Here is a 19,905-nt window from a genome sequence, read left to right on the forward strand (position 1 = left end):
CAGTTCTACTTCCGCACGACGGACGTGACGGGCATCGTCACGCTTCCGGAAGGCACGGAAATGGTGATGCCGGGCGACAACGTCACGGTTGCCGTCGAGCTGATCGTGCCGATCGCGATGGAAGAAAAGCTGCGCTTCGCGATCCGCGAAGGCGGCCGTACCGTCGGCGCCGGCATCGTTGCCTCGATCGTCGAATAATCGACAGCGACATCGGAATAGACAGGGCCCTGCCGGCAACGGCGGGGCCTTTTCCGTTTGAGCCTGACCGTGAGTCAATCGATAAGCTCACCCGGAGTCAGTTTCCCGGAAAGAGCTCGCTCCCGTAGCGGAAGTTTGCCGTGCCGCGCGGCTTGCGGAAAGCGATTGGCAGGCGCTCTTCGGTTTCCAGCAGCCGCTCGGCGACATTCTCGACGCCGGCGCGGATCGCTTCTGGGCCGATGAAGCCCCCACGGACCTGCGTCGTTGCCGCAAGTGCCCGCGTGAAGGCGTCGAACAGGACCGCATCGGGTGGCGTCGGGCGCTGCCAGAAGGCGGCAAGACTGTCCTGGAAGGTGAGGCCGGGCACGTCGTAGATTGCCGAGCCCAGCGCGATGACCGGCTTGCCGAGGCCAAGCGCCGTCAGCCCGACCGTGGAATTGACGGTGACGATGCCCGCCGACCTTCCGATCAGATCGTCGGTATTGCCGCCGTCGGCGACGAACATGCGGTCCGCCACGCCAAGGCGTTCGGCCGCGTCGCCTACTCGGGCGGCCCAGCGGGACAGACCGTTGTCGATCGGGTGCACCTTGAAGAGCAGCCGGCTTTCAGGAGGGGCATGCCGTGCGAAGGAGGCGATCACCGCATCCACCAGCTTGAACAAGTCTCCGCGCGGTGACTGGCTGCGGATCTGGTAATCCCCGGGCAGTTGCAGCGGAAACAGGAAGAAATGCGCATGCCCGTTCGCGTCGGGTGACAGGCAGGCGGCGATGGCTTTTCCGGCCTTTCGCCGGCGCGGGGAGAAGGTCAGCGCCTTCCAGATCCAGCCGCCATATTCCACCAACGGATGCACCGGCCCATGCGTCCGGTAATGGGGATGGACCAGCCAGCCGAGAAGCACGTTCGGAACATGGTAGGCGAGATCGTAAAGCGCATAGGTGAGGAAGCTCGACCGGTAGAGGCCGCCCGGTGCAACCGCAGGGCGGCCGGCAGCCAGCCTGCCGATTTCAACTGGTTCCCGAGGGAAACGGGAATGGGCCGACATGCCGTCGGGTTCGATGGTCAGCCAGTCGGGCCGCAGATAGCCGTGTTCGAGGATGTGGATCCGAACACCATGCTCCATGCCGATCTCCGCCGCCGTCGCATGGGGAAAGCGGCCGTCGCCCAGCATGACAATGTCCGTGACAGCGTGATCGCGAATGTAACTTTTGAGATACATACGCCATTCATTCGCGCGGCCTGTGAAAAAATCCCCCTTCCTCGGCCACCAAAACGCCATATCTCCAAGGCACAGGCCGATATGACGGACGGAAGCGCCTTTCTTTTCAACGGCTTCAGCCAGCAGCCTGAGGAAAGGCGAGGCCGGCCCCTGGAGAAACAGGAACGTGCGGGCTTTCATGTCACACAACCTGTTGGAAAAACTGTGGGCGTCGGGTTTGGCATTGACGAGGCGAGCTGCGTTGTTGAAAGATGCCGCCGATACTTATCGACAAATTTTGCAATTGAAACCGCCTTTGTAAGATCCGAGTCTCAACCAGCACTGGTTTCCGCATGACGAAAGTCCTGTTCCTGCAAGGGCCACCTTCGGTATTCTGGCGTGAGCTGGCGGACGCTTTCGAGACGCAGGGGATCGCAACCAAGCGTGTCAATTTTTCCTTCGGTGACCAGCTCTACTGGCGCAAGCGCGGCGCGATCAACTATCGCGGCACGCTGCGCGCCTGGCCGCGTTATCTGGCGGACCTGATCCGCCGCGAAGGTTTTACCGACGTCCTCTATTACGCCGACCGGCTTCCCTATCACCGTCTCGCGTCCCATGTCGCCCGCAAGCTGGGTGTCCGGTGCCATGCGGTGGAATTCGGCTATCTGAGGCCCGACTGGATCACCCTTGAGCGGGATGGCATGGGGCGGTTCTCGCATTTTCCCAATGACCCGGATCATATCAGGCAGATCGCCGCCAAGGTGGGTGTCCCCGATCTCAAGGCGCATTTCGGCCATACGTTCAGCCAGGAGGCGACGAACGAGGTCGTCTATAATCTCGCCGCCTATTTCGGCCGGCCGATGTTCCCGTTCTATCGGTCCGACAAGTATTATGATCCGCTGTTCGATTATCTCTCCTGGCTGCCGCGCATGTTCCGGCCGCGGCACGACCTGCCGGAAGGTTTCTTCGACGACACGTCCAAGAAGAATTACCTTCTCGCCCTCCAGCTCCAGAGCGACTACCAGATCCGCGCCAATTCGCCCTACCGGCATCTCTCCCAGATGCTGGAGCAGACGATCCAGTCCTTTGCCCGCTATGCACCGGAAAACAGCCGGCTGATCGTCAAGCAGCATCCGCTCGACAATGATCTGGAAGGCTGGCGCAAGGTTGTTGCCCGTCTTGCAACACGCCATCGCGTGCAGGGCAGGGTGGTCTTCATCGAAAAGGGCGACCTGACCACCATTTTGCGCAACGCGCACGGCACTATCGTGGTCAATTCGACGACGGCCATGCACAGTCTGCGGGCCGGGGTGCCGACGATCGCCGTTGGAGCCGCGGTCTACGACGTGCCGGGCCTCACCCATCAGGGCGGGATCGACAGTTTCTGGCGCCATCCCGAGCCGATCGATTCGCGACTGCTCGCCGATTTCATCAAGGCGCTCGCCGGCAGCATCCAGGTGAAGGGCAATTTCTACCACAAGGAAGGCCGCAAGCACGGCATCGAGGGGATAGTCGCCCGTATCTCGGGCGGCCTGGTCAATCAGCCGGATGCCTATGTGGCGCGGCCGCCGCGCCTTTCCTGGCGGCGACTGCCGGTATCCCCCGACCGGAAGCCCCATTCCTCCGGCCTGTTGCCGGGCGGGATTGAGCTGCCGGGCAAGGAAATTCTCGCTGGTGGGGCCGAGCCGGCGCTTTCGGTCGTCCGCTTTGTGGACGCGTCCGACAGGTCTGGCCGAAAGCTCAGATAGAACGGCCCGATATTCAAAAATGCTCTTGCAAAGCGCGGCGCATCCCCTTAAAGGGAGCGCCTAGCCAGTTGGCGGCGAACCGGAGTTCCGGTTTACGATCCGCCAGGGTTGAAGGGGTGTAGCTCAGTTGGTAGAGCGGCGGTCTCCAAAACCGCAGGTCGTCGGTTCAAGCCCGGCCGCCCCTGCCACTTCCAGATGATTGGCGCGAGATTATCCGCAGCGGAATTGTCGGGAAATGGCGGCCGTGCAAGACGGCGAAATTTCATCGAACACTGTTTTCCCTCTTGTGTAAAGGGGAAGGGGTGTTTATGTAGGTCAAAACAGACACGCGGTGCGTGGGGCTGAGCGAGTTCAGCTTTACGTGCCGTAATTGCGTGGACAATCTATGGCATCCAAAACCAATCCCGTTACGTTTCTGCGCCAGGTGCGCTCCGAAGCGACGAAAATCCATTGGCCGTCTCGTCGCGAGACCATGATCTCCACGGCCATGGTTCTGGTTATGGTTGTGTTCGCTGCACTGTTTTTCTTCGCTGCCGACCAGCTTATGGGCTGGCTGCTACGTCTCGTACTGAACGTCAGCGTTTGATTCTGGAGAATGAAGATGGCGGCGCGTTGGTACATCGTCCACGCATATTCTAATTTTGAGAAGAAGGTTGCCGAGGATATCGAGAACAAGGCTCGCCAGAAGGGGCTTGAGCATTTGTTCGAGAAGATCCTCGTGCCGACCGAAAAGGTCGTCGAGGTGCGTCGCGGCCGCAAGGTGGATTCGGAACGCAAGTTCTTTCCGGGTTACGTCATGGTTCGGGCCAACCTGACTGACGAAGCCTATCACCTGATCAAGAACACGCCGAAGGTCACCGGCTTCCTCGGTTCCGACAATAAGCCGGTTCCGATCCCGGACTTTGAGGCCGAGCGCATCCTTGGCCAGGTCCAGGAAGGCGTCGAGCGGCCGAAGTCCTCGATCACTTTCGAGATCGGCGAGCAGGTTCGCGTTTCCGACGGTCCGTTCGCGTCGTTCAACGGCACCGTCCAGGATGTCGACGAAGAGCGCTCGCGCCTCAAGGTCGAAGTCTCGATCTTCGGTCGCGCGACCCCGGTCGAGCTGGAATACGCTCAGGTCGAAAAGGTCTGATGAGTTTTTAAATGGGGCCTGCTGTTTGCTCAGCGGGCCTCGCGCGGCGTTCGCCGCAAGCGCGTGGGAGGTTCGGTGCCTTTAGCCGGGCACTTTGGCCGAACCACGCAACCGCAGCCGCCGGCGAGAGCCGGCATGTCGGATCGGGAAACCGGTCCCTAACGAAAGGCAGAGAGTAATGGCTAAGAAAGTTATGGGCCAGCTCAAGCTGCAGGTGAAGGCAGGGTCGGCCAATCCGTCCCCGCCGATCGGTCCTGCACTTGGTCAGCGCGGCATCAACATCATGGAATTCTGCAAGGCGTTCAACGCCGCCACGCAGGAAATGGAAAAGGGCATGCCGATCCCGGTCGTCATCACCTATTTCCAGGACAAGTCCTTCACGTTCGCGATGAAGCAGCCTCCGGTCAGCTATTGGCTGAAGAAGGAAGCGAAGATCACTTCGGGTTCCAAGACCCCGGGCAAGGGCGCCAAGGCCGGCACCCTCACCAAGGCTCAGATCAAGACGATCGCCGAAGCCAAGATGAAGGATCTGAACGCTGCCGACATCGAAGGCGCAATGGCCATGATCGAGGGCTCTGCCCGCGCCATGGGCCTGGAAGTGGTGGCTTAACATGGCAAAGCTTGCAAAGCGTATTCAGAAGATCCGCGAAGGCGTCGACCCCACTAAGCTGGTCGCCCTGACGGAAGCCATCTCGATGGTCAAGGTTCGTGCCACGGCGAAGTTCGACGAAACCGTCGAAATCTCCATGAACCTCGGCGTTGATCCGCGTCACGCAGACCAGATGGTCCGCGGCGTGGTCAACCTGCCGAACGGCACCGGCCGTGACGTTCGCGTCGCCGTTTTCGCACGTGGCGCCAAGGCTGACGAAGCCAAGGCAGCCGGCGCGGACATCGTCGGCGCCGAAGACCTCGTCGAAATCGTCCAGGGCGGCAAGATCGATTTCGATCGCTGCATCGCCACCCCGGACATGATGCCGCTCGTCGGCCGCCTCGGTAAGGTTCTCGGCCCGCGCGGCATGATGCCGAACCCGAAGGTCGGAACCGTCACCATGGACGTCACGGGCGCCGTCAAGGCTTCCAAGGGCGGTGCTGTCGAGTTCCGCGTCGAGAAGGCTGGCATCATCCATGCCGGTATCGGCAAGGCCTCCTTCGAAGCCAAGGCTCTCGAAGAGAACATCAAGGCTTTCGCTGATGCGGTCATCAAGGCCAAGCCGGCTGGCGCCAAGGGCAACTACGTCAAGCGCGTAGCGATCTCCTCGACCATGGGTCCGGGCGTCAAGATCGATCCGTCGACGGTCACGGCCTGATTATGAATTGCCGGAGCCTTCGGGTTTCGGTCGACTGAATTCCCGGTCCTTCGGGGCCGGGAATTTCCGGAGAAATCCGGAATTCCTGTCCGAGATTGCAGGTGGCTTAGGCCTTAATTGCCTGCATGAGACGGGTAAGACCCGAGATTCATGAGCGCCCAGGCGCTTTAAAATTCGGTTCGAGCCTAGTGTGCCTTGTGCCTGGAGCCCCTGTGGCGACAGTGCGAGGGGACAGGATCCTCAAGCGTCGCTTGGGGTCCTAACAAGGGATCCCTTGAGGCAAAGGCAACCCGATGGGGCCTGCAGGATTGCGGTCCCGTCAACTGGAGACAGACAGTGGAAAGAGCGGAAAAGCGCGAATTTGTCACGGAGCTGAACGAAGTCTTTAAGGCTTCCGGTTCGGTTGTCGTGGCCCACTATGCTGGTGTCACAGTTGCGCAGATGAACGATTTTCGTTCGAAGATGCGCGCTGCTGGCGGCACCGTCAAAGTCGCGAAGAACCGTCTGGCCAAGATCGCTCTTCAGGGTACGGAGTCGGAAGGGATGTCCAATCTCTTCAAGGGTCAGACGCTGATCGCATTCAGCGAAGACCCGGTAACGGCTCCGAAGGTCGTCATGGATTTCGCCAAGACCAACGACAAGATCGTTGTGCTCGGCGGCGCCATGGGTGCAACCACGCTCTCTGCGGATGCGGTCAAGTCGCTTGCGACCCTGCCTTCGCTGGACGAGCTTCGCGGCAAGCTGCTGGGCCTCTTGAATGCCCCGGCCACCCGCGTCGCTACGGTTGTCGCCGCACCGGCAAGCCAGCTTGCCCGCGTGTTCGCGGCCTACGCCAAGAAGGACGAGGAAGCCGCGTAAGGCGGTTTTTCGCTGTTCATACCCAAACCAAGTTCGAACCGAATATAAGGAACTAATAAAATGGCTGATCTCGCAAAGATCGTTGAAGACCTCTCTGCTCTGACCGTTCTGGAAGCTGCTGAGCTTTCCAAGCTGCTCGAAGAGAAGTGGGGCGTTTCCGCAGCTGCTCCGGTAGCTGTTGCTGCTGCTGGTGGCGCTGCTGGTGCCGCTGCTCCGGCTGAAGAAGAAAAGACCGAGTTCGACGTCATCCTCGCTGATGCCGGCGCCAACAAGATCAACGTCATCAAGGAAGTCCGCGCCATCACCGGCCTGGGCCTCAAGGAAGCCAAGGATCTCGTTGAAGCCGCTCCGAAGGCTGTCAAGGAAGGCGTCAACAAGGCTGAAGCCGCTGACCTCAAGAAGAAGCTTGAGGACGCCGGCGCCAAGGTCGACGTTAAGTAATATCGGAATGCGGCGGGAGAGGTCTCCTCTCTCGCCGGTTTCCTCCGAACATATTACCCAGGAACCGTCCAAAACGGTTCCTGGGTAATGGGTTCTCAAGAGGATGGTCCCGAATCGAACCGAAAAGGCAATCCGGCCTGGCGTGTTCGAGAGGTGGGACGAGATTGGGAATACCCATTGATCGACGGGATCGACTGGCCAGCGAACCCCGTCCGTTGCAGGCCCGGATGCAAGTTTGAAGGAGCGACGATGGCTCAGACCCTTTCCTTTAATGGTCGCAGGCGCGTACGCAAGTTTTTTGGAAAAATCCCCGAAGTCACCGAAATGCCGAACCTCATCGAGGTTCAGAAGGCATCCTATGACCAGTTCCTCATGGTCGATGAGCCGAAGGGCGGCCGTCCGGACGAAGGTCTGAACGCTGTTTTCCGGTCGGTCTTCCCGATCACCGATTTTTCCGGCGCCTCCATGCTCGAATTCGTGTCCTACGAATTCGAACTGCCGAAGTTCGACGTGGAAGAATGCCGTCAGCGCGATCTGACCTATGCTGCGCCGCTGAAGGTGACGCTGCGCCTGATCGTGTTCGATATCGACGAGGATACGGGCGCAAAGTCGATCAAGGACATCAAGGAGCAGTCGGTCTACATGGGCGACATGCCGCTCATGACCGACAACGGTACGTTCATCGTGAACGGCACCGAGCGCGTCATCGTGTCCCAGATGCACCGTTCGCCGGGCGTTTTCTTCGACCATGACAAGGGCAAGAGCCACTCTTCCGGCAAGCTGCTTTTCGCAGCCCGCGTCATTCCCTATCGCGGTTCCTGGCTCGACATCGAATTCGACGCCAAGGATATCGTCTACGCCCGTATCGACCGCCGCCGCAAGATCCCCGTGACCTCGCTCTTGATGGCGCTCGGCATGGACGGCGAAGACATCCTGTCGACCTTCTACACGAAGTCGTCCTATCAGCGCGACGGCGACGGCTGGCGGATTCCGTTCCAGCCGGAAACCCTTAAGGGCGCCAAGGCGCTTTCCGACATGGTCGACGCCGATACCGGCGAAGTCGTTGTCGAATCCGGCAAGAAGCTCACGCCGCGCCTGCTCCGTCAGTTGACGGACAAGGGCCTGAAGGCCCTGAAGGCGACCAATGACGACCTCTACGGCAACTATCTGGCCGAAGACATCGTCAACATGGAAACCGGCGAGATCTATCTCGAAGCCGGCGACGAAATCGACGAAAAGACCCTGCCGATCATCCTGAATGCAGGTTTCGACGAGATCCCGGTTCTCGGCATCGACCATATCAATGTCGGCGCCTATATCCGCAACACGCTTGCCGCCGACAAGAACGAGAACCGTCAGGACGCTCTGTTCGACATCTACCGCGTCATGCGTCCGGGCGAACCGCCGACCATGGAATCGGCCGAAGCCATGTTCAACTCGCTGTTCTTCGATGCGGAGCGTTACGACCTCTCCGCCGTCGGCCGCGTCAAGATGAACATGCGTCTCGACCTCGAAGTCGCCGACACCGTCCGCACGTTGCGCAAGGACGACATCCTGGCCGTGGTCAAGATGCTGGTCGAACTGCGCGACGGCAAGGGCGAGATCGACGACATCGACAACCTCGGCAACCGCCGCGTCCGTTCTGTCGGCGAACTGATGGAAAATCAGTACCGCCTCGGTCTGCTCCGCATGGAACGCGCCATCAAGGAACGCATGTCGTCGATCGAGATCGACACCGTCATGCCGCAGGATCTGATCAACGCGAAGCCGGCAGCCGCCGCGGTTCGCGAATTCTTCGGCTCCTCGCAGCTGTCGCAGTTCATGGACCAGGTGAACCCGCTGTCGGAAATCACCCACAAGCGCCGTCTTTCGGCACTTGGCCCGGGTGGTCTGACCCGCGAGCGCGCCGGCTTCGAAGTCCGCGACGTGCATCCGACCCATTACGGCCGTATCTGCCCGATCGAAACGCCGGAAGGCCCGAACATCGGTCTGATCAACTCGCTTGCGACATTTGCCCGCGTCAACAAGTACGGCTTCATCGAAAGCCCGTACCGCAAGATCATCGACGGCGTCGTCACCAAGGAAGTGCTTTACCTCTCCGCCATGGAAGAGGCGAAGTACTACGTTGCTCAGGCGAATTCCGAGCTGACGCCGGAAGGTGCCTTCGTCGAAGAATTCGTCGTTTGCCGTCACGCCGGCGAAGTCATGCTGTCGCCGCGCGACACCATCAACCTGATGGACGTCTCGCCGAAGCAGCTTGTCTCGGTCGCGGCAGCGCTTATTCCGTTCCTGGAAAACGACGACGCCAACCGCGCTCTGATGGGCTCGAACATGCAGCGTCAGGCCGTGCCGCTGGTACGCGCTGAAGCTCCGTTCGTCGGTACCGGCATGGAACCGGTCGTCGCCCGCGATAGCGGCGCCGCCATCGCTGCCCGCCGCGGCGGCGTCGTCGACCAGGTCGACGCGACCCGTATCGTTATCCGCGCCACCGAAGACCTCGATCCGTCGAAGTCCGGCGTCGATATCTACCGCCTGATGAAGTTCCAGCGTTCGAACCAGAACACCTGCGTCAACCAGCGTCCGCTGGTTTCGGTTGGTGACATCCTCAACAAGGGTGACATCATCGCCGACGGTCCGTCGACCGACCTGGGTGACTTGGCGCTCGGCCGCAACGCGCTCGTCGCGTTCATGCCCTGGAACGGCTACAACTACGAAGACTCGATCCTGCTCTCCGAGCGTATCGTTGCCGACGACGTGTTCACCTCCATCCACATCGAGGAATTCGAAGTGATGGCGCGCGACACAAAGCTTGGTCCTGAAGAAATCACCCGCGACATTCCGAACGTTTCGGAAGAAGCGCTGAAGAACCTCGACGAAGCCGGCATCGTCTATATCGGCGCCGAAGTCCAGCCGGGCGACATCCTCGTCGGCAAGATCACCCCGAAGGGCGAAAGCCCGATGACGCCGGAAGAAAAGCTTCTGCGCGCCATCTTCGGCGAAAAGGCGTCCGACGTTCGCGACACCTCCATGCGCATGCCTCCGGGCACTTTCGGCACGATCGTCGAAGTTCGCGTCTTCAACCGCCACGGCGTGGAGAAGGACGAACGCGCCATGGCGATCGAGCGTGAGGAAATCGAACGCCTCGCCAAGGACCGCGACGACGAACAGGCCATCCTCGACCGTAACGTCTACGGCCGTCTGATGGACATGCTGCGCGGCCAGATGTCGGTTGCCGGTCCGAAGGGCTTCAAGAAGGGCGTCGAGCTTTCCAACGCCGTCGTCTCCGAATACCCCCGCTCGCAGTGGTGGATGTTCGCAGTCGAGGACGAAAAGGTGCAGGGCGAAATCGAAGCGCTCCGCGGCCAGTACGACGAATCCAAGTCGCGCCTTGAACAGCGCTTCATGGACAAGGTCGAAAAGGTCCAGCGCGGCGACGAAATGCCTCCGGGCGTCATGAAGATGGTCAAGGTCTTCGTCGCTGTGAAGCGCAAGATCCAGCCGGGCGACAAGATGGCCGGCCGTCACGGCAACAAGGGCGTCGTGTCGCGCATCGTACCGGTAGAGGACATGCCGTTCCTCGAAGACGGCACGCATGTCGACATCGTTCTGAACCCGCTCGGCGTGCCTTCACGCATGAACGTCGGCCAGATCCTCGAGACGCATCTCGCCTGGGCTTGCGCCGGCATGGGCAAGCGCATCGGTGCGTTGCTCGAAGAGTACCGCAAGTCGAACGACATCACCGACCTGAAGAAGGAACTGACGGAAGCCTATGAGAGCGAGGCGAACGCCGAAGTTGCAAGCTTCGACGACGAGTCTCTCGTTCGCCTGGCCGAGCAGTCCAAGCGTGGTCTGTCGATCGCAACGCCGGTCTTCGACGGCGCGCATGAGCCGGACGTTGCGGCGATGCTCACCAAGGCGGGCCTCAACCCGTCCGGTCAGTCCGTGCTCTACGACGGCCGTACCGGCGAGCAGTTCGACCGCAAGGTGACTGTCGGCTACATGTACATGATCAAGCTGAACCACCTCGTGGACGACAAGATCCATGCGCGTTCGATCGGTCCGTACTCGCTCGTCACCCAGCAGCCGCTTGGCGGCAAGGCGCAGTTCGGCGGCCAGCGCTTCGGCGAAATGGAAGTCTGGGCTCTCGAAGCCTACGGCGCTGCCTACACGCTGCAGGAAATGCTGACCGTGAAGTCTGACGACGTGGCCGGCCGCACCAAGGTCTACGAAGCGATCGTGCGCGGCGACGACACGTTCGAGGCGGGCATTCCGGAGAGCTTCAACGTTCTCGTCAAGGAAATGCGCTCTCTCGGCCTGTCCGTCGAACTCGAGAACTCGAAGATCGACGATGCGACTGCCGGTCAGTTGCCGGACGCAGCCGAATAAGAACAAAAGCCGGCGCGCGCCAGGAATGGGCGCGCGCCACTCCCGCCCCCGGTTCGCACCGAAGGGCAGGGGGATTTTTGCCGCATTTCGCGGCTAATACCGTTTTAGAGCATCGGGCGGTCCTTGCCGGGAATTCGGACCGTATCGATCGCCAGCTGAGGGCTTCCGCCCCTAAAGGAGATAGGCATGAACCAAGAGGTCATGAATCTTTTCAATCCGCAGGTGCCTGCACAGCACTTCGACTCGATCCGGATCTCGATCGCGTCTCCGGAGAAGATTCTCTCCTGGTCCTACGGCGAAATCAAAAAGCCGGAGACCATCAACTACCGTACCTTCAAGCCGGAACGCGACGGCCTCTTCTGCGCGCGCATCTTCGGGCCGATCAAGGACTATGAGTGCCTGTGCGGCAAGTACAAGCGCATGAAGTACAAGGGCATCATCTGCGAAAAGTGCGGCGTCGAAGTTACGCTGTCGCGCGTTCGCCGCGAGCGCATGGGCCATATCGAGCTCGCCGCTCCCGTTGCCCATATCTGGTTCCTGAAGTCGCTTCCGTCGCGCATCTCGACCCTTCTCGACATGACGCTGAAGGATGTCGAACGCGTCCTCTATTTCGAGAACTACATCGTCACTGAGCCGGGCCTCACCTCGCTCAAGGAAAACCAGCTTCTTTCCGAAGAAGAATACATGATCGCCGTCGACGAGTTCGGCGAAGATCAGTTCACGGCGATGATCGGCGCCGAGGCCATCTATGAGATGCTCGCCTCGATGAATCTCGAAAAGATCGCCGGCGACCTGCGTTCGGAACTTGCCGACACCACGTCGGATCTGAAGCAGAAGAAGCTGATGAAGCGCCTGAAGATCGTCGAGAACTTCATGGAATCCGGCAACCGCCCGGAATGGATGATCATGAAGGTCGTGCCGGTGATCCCGCCGGACCTGCGTCCGCTGGTTCCGCTCGATGGCGGCCGTTTCGCGACGTCCGACCTGAACGATCTCTATCGCCGCGTCATCAACCGTAACAACCGTCTGAAGCGCCTGATCGAACTGCGCGCTCCGGGCATCATCATCCGCAACGAAAAGCGCATGCTGCAGGAATCTGTGGACGCGCTGTTCGACAACGGCCGCCGTGGCCGCGTCATCACCGGCGCCAACAAGCGTCCGCTGAAGTCGCTGTCCGACATGCTCAAGGGCAAGCAGGGCCGCTTCCGCCAGAACCTGCTCGGCAAGCGCGTCGACTATTCCGGCCGTTCGGTCATCGTGACCGGTCCGGAACTCAAGCTGCACCAGTGCGGCCTGCCGAAGAAGATGGCGCTCGAACTGTTCAAGCCGTTCATCTACGCCCGCCTCGACGCCAAGGGTTACTCCTCGACCGTCAAGCAGGCCAAGAAGCTGGTTGAAAAGGAAAAGCCGGAAGTCTGGGATATCCTCGACGAGGTCATCCGCGAACATCCGGTTCTCCTGAACCGCGCACCGACGCTGCACCGCCTGGGCATCCAGGCCTTCGAACCGATCCTGGTCGAAGGCAAGGCGATCCAGCTGCATCCGCTCGTCTGCACGGCCTTCAACGCCGACTTCGACGGCGACCAGATGGCCGTTCACGTGCCGCTGTCGCTGGAAGCCCAGCTCGAAGCCCGCGTGCTGATGATGTCGACGAACAACATCCTGCACCCGGCCAACGGCGCACCGATCATCGTTCCGTCGCAGGACATGGTTCTCGGCCTCTACTATCTGGCGATCATGAACCAGAACGAGCCGGGTGAAGGCATGGCCTTCTCCGACATGGGCGAACTGCATCACGCTCTGGAAAACAAGGTCGTCACCCTGCATGCCAAGATCCGCGGCCGCTTCAAGACCGTGGACGCCGAAGGCAAGCCGGTTTCCAAGATCTATGAAACGACCCCCGGCCGCATGATCATCGGCGAACTTCTGCCGAAGAACGTCAACGTGCCGTTCGAGACCTGCAACCAGGAAATGACCAAGAAGAACATCTCCAAGATGATCGACACGGTCTACCGTCACTGCGGTCAGAAGGACACGGTGATCTTCTGCGACCGCATCATGCAGCTCGGCTTTACCCATGCCTGCCGTGCCGGCATTTCGTTCGGCAAGGACGACATGGTCATTCCGGACACCAAGGTGAAGATCGTCGGCGAAACCGAAGCCCTGGTGAAGGAATACGAGCAGCAGTACAACGACGGCCTGATCACTCAGGGCGAGAAGTACAACAAGGTCGTCGACGCCTGGGGCAAGGCCACCGAAAAGGTAGCCGAGGACATGATGGCCCGCATCAAGGCCGTCGAGTTCGATCCGGAAACCGGTCGCCAGAAGCAGATGAACGCCATCTACATGATGTCGCACTCGGGTGCCCGCGGTTCACCGAACCAGATGCGCCAGCTGGGCGGCATGCGCGGCCTGATGGCCAAGCCCTCGGGCGAAATCATCGAGACGCCGATCATCTCGAACTTCAAGGAAGGCCTGACCGTTAACGAGTACTTCAACTCGACCCACGGTGCCCGTAAGGGTCTCGCAGACACCGCCTTGAAGACCGCGAACTCCGGTTACCTGACCCGTCGTCTCGTCGACGTCGCCCAGGACTGCATCGTCAACCTCGTCGATTGCGGTACCGAGAGCGGCCTCACCATGACGGCGATCGTTGACGCCGGTCAGGTCGTGGCGTCGATCGGTGCCCGCGTCCTCGGCCGTACCGCGCTGGACGATATCGATCATCCGGTCACCGGTGCGCGCATCGTCGATGCCGGCAAGATGATCCTCGAGCCGGATGTCATCGAGATCGAAAAGGCTGGTATCCAGTCGATCCGCATTCGTTCCGCACTGACCTGCGAAGTCCAGACGGGCGTCTGCTCGGTCTGCTACGGCCGAGATCTGGCCCGTGGTACGCCGGTTAACATGGGCGAAGCCGTCGGCGTCATCGCTGCTCAGTCGATCGGCGAGCCGGGAACCCAGCTCACCATGCGTACCTTCCACCTGGGCGGTACGGCAAACGTGGTCGACCAGTCGTTCCTGGAAGCGTCCTACGAAGGCACGATCCAGATCAAGAACCGCAACATGCTGCGGAACTCCGAAGGCGTTCTCGTCGCGATGGGCCGCAACATGGCGGTCACCATTCTTGACGAGCGCGGCGTCGAGCGTTCCTCGCAGCGCGTCGCCTACGGTTCGAAGCTGTTCGTGGATGACGGCGACAAGGTTCGTCGCGGTCAGCGTCTGGCAGAGTGGGACCCCTACACGCGCCCGATGATGACGGAAGTCGAAGGTACGGTTCAGTTCGAAGACGTGGTCGACTCGATCTCGGTTTCGGAATCGACCGACGAATCCACCGGCATCACCAAGCGCCAGGTCATCGACTGGCGTTCCACCCCGCGTGGCACCGACCTGAAGCCGGCGATCGTCATCAAGGACGCTTCCGGCAACATCATGAAGCTGGCCCGCGGTGGCGAAGCCCGCTTCAACCTGTCGGTCGACGCCATCCTGTCGGTCGAGCCGGGTGCCAAGGTCAGCCAGGGCGACGTTCTCGCCCGTGTGCCGATGGAAAGCGCCAAGACCAAGGACATCACCGGTGGTCTGCCGCGCGTCGCCGAGCTCTTCGAAGCCCGTCGTCCGAAGGATCACGCCATCATCGCTGAGATCGATGGTACGATCCGCCTCGGCCGCGACTACAAGAACAAGCGTCGCGTCATGATCGAGCCTGCCGAAGACGGTGTCGAACCGGTCGAATACCTGATCCCGAAGGGCAAGCCCTTCCACCTTCAGGAAGGCGACTACATCGAAAAGGGCGACTACATCCTCGACGGCAATCCGGCACCCCACGACATCCTGGCGATCAAGGGCGTGGAAGCACTCGCTTCCTACCTCGTCAACGAAATCCAGGAAGTCTATCGTCTGCAGGGCGTTGTCATCAACGACAAGCACATCGAGGTGATCGTCCGTCAGATGCTGCAGAAGGTCGAGATCACCGATGCCGGCGACAGCCAGTACATCGTCGGTGACAATGTCGACCGGATTGAACTGGACGAAGCCAACGAGCGTCTCGCCGAAGAAGGCAAGAAGCCCGCTTACGGCGAACCGGTTCTGCTCGGCATCACCAAGGCGTCGCTGCAGACCCCGTCCTTCATCTCGGCCGCGTCCTTCCAGGAAACGACCAAGGTGCTGACGGAAGCTGCGATCGCCGGCAAGATGGACACGCTCCAGGGCCTCAAGGAAAACGTCATCGTCGGCCGTCTCATCCCGGCCGGTACCGGCGGCACCATGACCCAGATCCGCCGTATCGCCACGTCGCGCGACGAGCTCATCCTGGAAGAACGCAAGAAGGGTTCGGGCGCTTCGTCCGCCACCCCGATGCTTCAGGACCTCGCCGGCGAAAAGGCTTCGGCCGCCGAATAATCCGGCTTTTGCCGATTGGAAATCAAAACCGCCCGGAGCGATCCGGGCGGTTTTTTCGTTTTGAGCGGCCAAGGGAGCGGACAACAAAAAAGCCGCCGGAGATGTTCGGCGGCTTCGGGCATTGATTGGCGAAATGGGGGCAGCATCGCTGCTATCGGGAAGCAACGAAGAACGAGGACAGATCCGCACCTTGCGTCCGCAAAACGGAGGAGGAGGCGAGGGCGGTCGCGCCTCGTCGTCGACCGGGACTACTCGAACCGGATGATCGCCACTTCGCCTTCGAGCGCGCCCTGGTAGGCGGAGGCATGCGGCTCCTCGGTGGGTTCGTCGGTCAGGACGCCGATCTGGTCGAGGTCGGCTTCGATGAAGCCTTCTTCGGAGAGCGCGTTGAGCGCTTCGCGCACGGCGGAATCGTCGTCGGGCGCGCGCAGCATGATATGCAGCTCGATGCCCTCGGCCCCTTTCGTCTCATAGCCCTTGCCGATGATGATGAAGACCATCGGCCCGTCGAGGTTGTTGTCATTGTCGGGTGTGGCGATCATGGTCATCTCCGCAAGCGAATCTCTGGTATCGTCCGAAGGCGAGCCGGAACGGAAGGTTCCCGCACTCTTTAGTGCGATCGGCGATGATTCCCAAACATTATCCGCGAAGGTATGTCATATTTCATGAAACCCCGCCTCGAAACCCTCCGTTTGGCCCTGAAACCAAGGGTTCGGGGCAATAAATTAGGATTCGGTCTTGACGGACAGGGGGGAAAACAGTACACGCCCCGCATCGGAAGCGATGTGAGGCTTGCCCGTTCGGAATGACTCGTTCCGGAGTATGCCTCAGACACGGTTCCATACGCACGTTGAAGATACGAATGCTGCACGCACGACGCATGAGGAATGCGTCCTCTGCTTTCTGTGGTCCATCCGGAAAAGCGGATCGGGCCACGTTTTGCGCATGAGGAAATGTGTGTGCCGCCGCCGGAAACGGCATCAGATCGGCCCGAAAGGGTACTGAGAAAAACGTAAGGGATGGTTGAATGCCTACCGTAAACCAGCTGATCCGCAAGCCTCGCCAGGCGAACGTAAAGCGTAACAAGGTTCCTGCTCTGCAGGAAAATCCCCAGAAGCGCGGCGTTTGCACCCGCGTCTACACGACGACCCCGAAGAAGCCGAACTCGGCTCTGCGTAAGGTTGCCAAGATCCGCCTGACCAACGGCTTCGAAGTCATCGGCTATATCCCGGGTGAAGGCCACAACCTGCAGGAACACTCCGTCGTGATGATCCGCGGCGGCCGCGTCAAGGACTTGCCGGGCGTTCGCTACCACATCATCCGCGGCGTTCTCGACACCCAGGGCGTCAAGAACCGCAAGCAGCGCCGTTCGAAGTACGGTGCGAAGCGTCCGAAGTAATTCGGAATTCTGATTATCCGGCGCTGCGCGAGGTTCTCCGCGTGGTAAAGCGCCCGCAACAATTGAGAGACGAGAAGTATGTCCCGACGCCATAGTGCAGAGAAGCGTGAGATCAACCCGGACCCGAAGTTCGGCGATCTGGTCGTCACGAAGTTCATGAATGCGATCATGCTCCACGGCAAGAAGTCCGTGGCCGAAACCATTGTGTATGGTGCGTTTGACGCCGTGCAGGGCAAGTCCAAGCAGGATCCGGTCACAGTTTTCCATCAGGCGCTCGACAACGTCGCGCCGCACGTCGAAGTGCGTTCGCGCCGCGTCGGTGGTGCAACCTACCAGGTTCCGGTCGACGTCCGTCCCGAGCGCCGTCAGGCGCTGGCGATCCGTTGGGTGATCGCTGCTGCCCGCAAGCGTAACGAGACCACCATGGTCGATCGTCTTTCCGGTGAACTCATGGATGCTGCGAACAACCGTGGCAGCGCCGTCAAGAAGCGTGAAGACACGCACAAGATGGCCGACGCCAACCGCGCATTCTCGCATTACCGTTGGTAATCTTCACCCGATCGAATTTCGAAAGGCAGTCCTATGGCTCGCGAATATAAAATCGAAGACTACCGCAATTTCGGTATCATGGCGCATATCGACGCCGGCAAGACCACGACCACCGAGCGTATCCTTTATTACACCGGCAAGTCGCACAAGATCGGCGAAGTTCACGATGGCGCAGCCACGATGGACTGGATGGAGCAGGAGCAGGAGCGTGGCATCACGATCACCTCTGCTGCGACCACGACCTTCTGGAAGGGCCGTGACGGCAAGATGCGCCGCTTCAACATCATCGACACCCCCGGCCACGTCGACTTCACCATCGAAGTCGAACGTTCGTTGCGCGTGCTCGACGGTGCGATCGCTCTTCTCGATGCCAACGCAGGCGTAGAGCCGCAGACGGAAACCGTCTGGCGTCAGGCCGAGAAGTACAACGTTCCGCGCATGATCTTCTGCAACAAGATGGACAAGACCGGTGCGGACTTCTACCGCTCCGTCGAGATGATCAAGACCCGTCTCGGCGCAACGGCCGTCGTCATGCAGCTGCCGATCGGCGCTGAAACCGAGTTCAAGGGTGTTGTCGACCTGATCGAGATGAACGCTCTCGTCTGGCGTGATGAATCGCTCGGCGCCCAGTGGGACGTCGTCGAAATCCCGGAAGACCTGAAGGACAAGGCCGAAGAATATCGCGAAAAGCTGATCGAGACGGTTGTCGAGATCGACGAACAGGCGATGGAAGACTACCTGAACGGCGTCATGCCGGACAACGACAAGATCCGCGCCCTGGTTCGCCGCGGCACGATCGACGTCAAGTTCCACCCGATGTTCTGCGGCACCGCGTTCAAGAACAAGGGCGTTCAGCCGCTCCTCGACGCCGTCGTCGAATACCTGCCGTCGCCGCTCGACATCCCGGCGATCAAGGGCATCGACTTCAAGACGGAAGCCGAGATCGAGCGTCACGCTGACGACAACGAGCCGCTTTCCATGCTCGCGTTCAAGATCATGAACGACCCCTTCGTTGGTTCGCTCACCTTCGCCCGCATCTATTCCGGCAAGCTCGAAAAGGGTTCGTCGGTCATGAACACGGTCAAGGACAAGCGCGAGCGCGTCGGCCGGATGCTGCAGATGCACTCGAACTCCCGTGAAGACATCGAAGAAGCCTTCGCAGGCGACATCGTTGCTCTTGCAGGCCTCAAGGAAACCACCACGGGTGACACGCTCTGCGATCCCCTGAAGCCGGTCATCCTCGAGCGCATGGAATTCCCCGAGCCGGTCATCCAGATCGCCATCGAGCCGAAGTCCAAGGGCGACCAGGAAAAGATGGGCCTCGCGCTCAACCGCCTGGCTGCCGAAGATCCGTCCTTCCGCGTGAAGACGGACCAGGAATCGGGTCAGACGATCATCGCCGGCATGGGCGAACTGCATCTCGACATCATCGTCGACCGCATGCGCCGCGAATTCAAGGTTGAAGCAAACGTCGGCGCGCCGCAGGTTGCTTACCGCGAAACCATCACGCGCCAGCACGAAGAAGACTACACGCACAAGAAGCAGTCCGGTGGTACCGGCCAGTTCGCGCGCGTCAAGATCATCTTCGAACCGAACCCGGAAGGCGACGACTTCAAGTTCGAATCCAAGATCGTCGGCGGTGCTGTTCCGAAGGAATACATCCCGGGCGTTCAGAAGGGTATCGAAAGCGTTCTGTCCTCCGGTCCGCTGGCAGGCTTCCCGATGCTGGGCGTCAAGGCGACGCTCATCGACGGTGCCTTCCACGACGTCGACTCGTCGGTCCTGGCGTTCGAAATCGCCTCCCGCGCGTGCTTCCGTGAAGCCGCGAAGAAGGCCGGCGCTCAGCTCCTCGAGCCGATGATGAAGGTCGAAGTCGTCACTCCGGAAGATTACGTCGGTGACGTCATCGGCGACCTGAACTCCCGTCGTGGCCAGATCCAGGGTCAGGAATCGCGCGGCATCGCCGTCGTGATCAATGCCCACGTGCCGCTGGCGAACATGTTCAAGTACGTCGACAACCTGCGCTCCATGTCGCAGGGCCGCGCGCAGTACTCGATGACCTTCGATCACTACGCACCGGTTCCGAACAACGTCGCAACCGAGATCCAGGCCAAGTACTCCGGTCAGAAGTGACCGGGGTAACCCCGCCCAATCAATGAGAGAATAACCCCTGACGGGGATAAGAACGGAGAAGCCGGAAATGGCAAAGAGCAAGTTTGAGCGCAACAAGCCGCACGTCAACATTGGCACGATCGGTCACGTTGACCATGGCAAGACGTCGCTGACGGCCGCGA

General features: G+C 60.5%; 16 protein-coding genes, 1 tRNA gene and 1 pseudogene. 16 read left to right on the forward strand and 2 right to left on the reverse strand.

Annotated elements, in window-relative coordinates; genetic code table 11:
- Nucleotides 1–198: pseudogene (gene tuf / locus J2X76_RS31160) on the forward strand (elongation factor Tu); the annotation flags it as partial.
- Between the two features lie 97 nt (nucleotides 199–295).
- Here the strand turns inward: tuf and J2X76_RS31165 are convergent.
- Nucleotides 296–1,318, reverse strand: coding sequence for a capsular biosynthesis protein (locus J2X76_RS31165; RefSeq protein WP_310221771.1), 1,023 nt, complete (start codon nucleotides 1,316–1,318; stop codon nucleotides 296–298).
- On the opposite strand from J2X76_RS31165, the gene J2X76_RS31170 reads away from it, so the two are divergent.
- From J2X76_RS31170 to rpoC, 11 genes are all read left to right on the forward strand, one after another.
- Nucleotides 1,310–1,750, forward strand: coding sequence for a hypothetical protein (locus J2X76_RS31170; RefSeq protein ID WP_310221773.1), 441 nt, complete (start codon nucleotides 1,310–1,312; stop codon nucleotides 1,748–1,750). The genes J2X76_RS31165 and J2X76_RS31170 overlap by 9 nt on opposite strands.
- Nucleotides 1,747–3,141, forward strand: a complete 1,395-nt coding sequence (locus J2X76_RS31175; protein ID WP_310221775.1) for a capsular biosynthesis protein — start codon at nucleotides 1,747–1,749, stop codon at nucleotides 3,139–3,141. The genes J2X76_RS31170 and J2X76_RS31175 overlap by 4 nt, the downstream gene beginning before the upstream one ends.
- Before the next feature lie 112 nt (nucleotides 3,142–3,253).
- Nucleotides 3,254–3,329 (forward strand) — tRNA-Trp (locus J2X76_RS31180).
- 197 nt (nucleotides 3,330–3,526) lie between these two features.
- Nucleotides 3,527–3,727, forward strand: coding sequence for a preprotein translocase subunit SecE (gene secE / locus J2X76_RS31185; protein ID WP_007770617.1), 201 nt, complete (start codon nucleotides 3,527–3,529; stop codon nucleotides 3,725–3,727).
- Between the two features lie 15 nt (nucleotides 3,728–3,742).
- On the forward strand, nucleotides 3,743–4,273 hold the full coding sequence (gene nusG, locus J2X76_RS31190) for a transcription termination/antitermination protein NusG (protein WP_007770615.1): 531 nt from the start codon (nucleotides 3,743–3,745) through the stop codon (nucleotides 4,271–4,273).
- Nucleotides 4,274–4,451: 178 nt separating this feature from the next.
- Complete coding sequence (rplK, locus tag J2X76_RS31195; RefSeq protein ID WP_007770613.1) at nucleotides 4,452–4,883, forward strand: 50S ribosomal protein L11; 432 nt, start codon at nucleotides 4,452–4,454, stop codon at nucleotides 4,881–4,883.
- 1 nt (nucleotide 4,884) lies between these two features.
- A complete protein-coding gene (rplA, locus tag J2X76_RS31200; protein WP_007770611.1) occupies nucleotides 4,885–5,580 on the forward strand; it encodes a 50S ribosomal protein L1 in 696 nt (231 codons plus the stop codon).
- A gap of 336 nt (nucleotides 5,581–5,916) precedes the next feature.
- Nucleotides 5,917–6,438: a 50S ribosomal protein L10 gene (rplJ, locus tag J2X76_RS31205; protein ID WP_113131338.1), complete on the forward strand. Its 522-nt coding sequence runs from the start codon at nucleotides 5,917–5,919 to the stop codon at nucleotides 6,436–6,438.
- A gap of 60 nt (nucleotides 6,439–6,498) precedes the next feature.
- A complete protein-coding gene (rplL, locus tag J2X76_RS31210) occupies nucleotides 6,499–6,879 on the forward strand; it encodes a 50S ribosomal protein L7/L12 (RefSeq protein WP_210011564.1) in 381 nt (126 codons plus the stop codon).
- Between the two features lie 249 nt (nucleotides 6,880–7,128).
- Complete coding sequence (rpoB, locus tag J2X76_RS31215) at nucleotides 7,129–11,265, forward strand: DNA-directed RNA polymerase subunit beta (protein WP_113131339.1); 4,137 nt, start codon at nucleotides 7,129–7,131, stop codon at nucleotides 11,263–11,265.
- 186 nt (nucleotides 11,266–11,451) lie between these two features.
- On the forward strand, nucleotides 11,452–15,663 hold the full coding sequence (rpoC, locus tag J2X76_RS31220; RefSeq protein WP_113131340.1) for a DNA-directed RNA polymerase subunit beta': 4,212 nt from the start codon (nucleotides 11,452–11,454) through the stop codon (nucleotides 15,661–15,663).
- 248 nt (nucleotides 15,664–15,911) lie between these two features.
- Here the strand turns inward: rpoC and J2X76_RS31225 are convergent, their stop codons facing one another.
- The gene (locus J2X76_RS31225; RefSeq protein WP_046635345.1) at nucleotides 15,912–16,205 is read right to left on the reverse strand and encodes a hypothetical protein; all 294 of its coding nucleotides are present in this window, start codon (nucleotides 16,203–16,205) and stop codon (nucleotides 15,912–15,914) included.
- A 485-nt stretch (nucleotides 16,206–16,690) separates the two neighbouring features.
- Here J2X76_RS31225 and rpsL point away from each other — a divergent pair, with 485 nt between their 5' ends.
- The 4 genes from rpsL to J2X76_RS31245 form a co-directional block, all read left to right on the forward strand.
- A complete protein-coding gene (gene rpsL, locus J2X76_RS31230) occupies nucleotides 16,691–17,062 on the forward strand; it encodes a 30S ribosomal protein S12 (protein WP_003547537.1) in 372 nt (123 codons plus the stop codon).
- Between the two features lie 78 nt (nucleotides 17,063–17,140).
- Nucleotides 17,141–17,611, forward strand: a complete 471-nt coding sequence (gene rpsG / locus J2X76_RS31235; RefSeq protein WP_113131341.1) for a 30S ribosomal protein S7 — start codon at nucleotides 17,141–17,143, stop codon at nucleotides 17,609–17,611.
- 33 nt (nucleotides 17,612–17,644) lie between these two features.
- Nucleotides 17,645–19,744, forward strand: coding sequence for an elongation factor G (fusA, locus tag J2X76_RS31240; protein WP_113131342.1), 2,100 nt, complete (start codon nucleotides 17,645–17,647; stop codon nucleotides 19,742–19,744).
- Nucleotides 19,745–19,811: 67 nt separating this feature from the next.
- The coding region (locus tag J2X76_RS31245) for a GTP-binding protein (protein WP_018010120.1) at nucleotides 19,812–19,905 on the forward strand (94 nt) is incomplete at its 3' end.

It is taken from the genome of Neorhizobium sp. 2083, assembly GCF_031455615.1.
In the GTDB taxonomy this organism is placed as follows: domain Bacteria; phylum Pseudomonadota; class Alphaproteobacteria; order Rhizobiales; family Rhizobiaceae; genus Neorhizobium.

Excerpts from the sequence above, each read along its gene's own strand:
- rpsL (WP_003547537.1), top strand. The coding sequence starts at position 16,691 with ATGCCTACCGTAAACCAGCTGATCCGCAAGCCTCGCCAGGCGAACGTA.
- rpoB (WP_113131339.1), top strand. The coding sequence starts at position 7,129 with ATGGCTCAGACCCTTTCCTTTAATGGTCGCAGGCGCGTACGCAAGTTT.
- J2X76_RS31170 (WP_310221773.1), top strand. The coding sequence starts at position 1,310 with ATGCTCCATGCCGATCTCCGCCGCCGTCGCATGGGGAAAGCGGCCGTC.
- secE (WP_007770617.1), top strand. The coding sequence starts at position 3,527 with ATGGCATCCAAAACCAATCCCGTTACGTTTCTGCGCCAGGTGCGCTCC.
- fusA (WP_113131342.1), top strand. The coding sequence starts at position 17,645 with ATGGCTCGCGAATATAAAATCGAAGACTACCGCAATTTCGGTATCATG.
- J2X76_RS31175 (WP_310221775.1), top strand. The coding sequence starts at position 1,747 with ATGACGAAAGTCCTGTTCCTGCAAGGGCCACCTTCGGTATTCTGGCGT.
- rpoC (WP_113131340.1), top strand. The coding sequence starts at position 11,452 with ATGAACCAAGAGGTCATGAATCTTTTCAATCCGCAGGTGCCTGCACAG.
- nusG (WP_007770615.1), top strand. The coding sequence starts at position 3,743 with ATGGCGGCGCGTTGGTACATCGTCCACGCATATTCTAATTTTGAGAAG.
- rplK (WP_007770613.1), top strand. The coding sequence starts at position 4,452 with ATGGCTAAGAAAGTTATGGGCCAGCTCAAGCTGCAGGTGAAGGCAGGG.
- rplA (WP_007770611.1), top strand. The coding sequence starts at position 4,885 with ATGGCAAAGCTTGCAAAGCGTATTCAGAAGATCCGCGAAGGCGTCGAC.
- J2X76_RS31165 (WP_310221771.1), bottom strand. The coding sequence starts at position 1,318 with ATGGAGCATGGTGTTCGGATCCACATCCTCGAACACGGCTATCTGCGG.
- rplL (WP_210011564.1), top strand. The coding sequence starts at position 6,499 with ATGGCTGATCTCGCAAAGATCGTTGAAGACCTCTCTGCTCTGACCGTT.
- J2X76_RS31225 (WP_046635345.1), bottom strand. The coding sequence starts at position 16,205 with ATGATCGCCACACCCGACAATGACAACAACCTCGACGGGCCGATGGTC.
- rpsG (WP_113131341.1), top strand. The coding sequence starts at position 17,141 with ATGTCCCGACGCCATAGTGCAGAGAAGCGTGAGATCAACCCGGACCCG.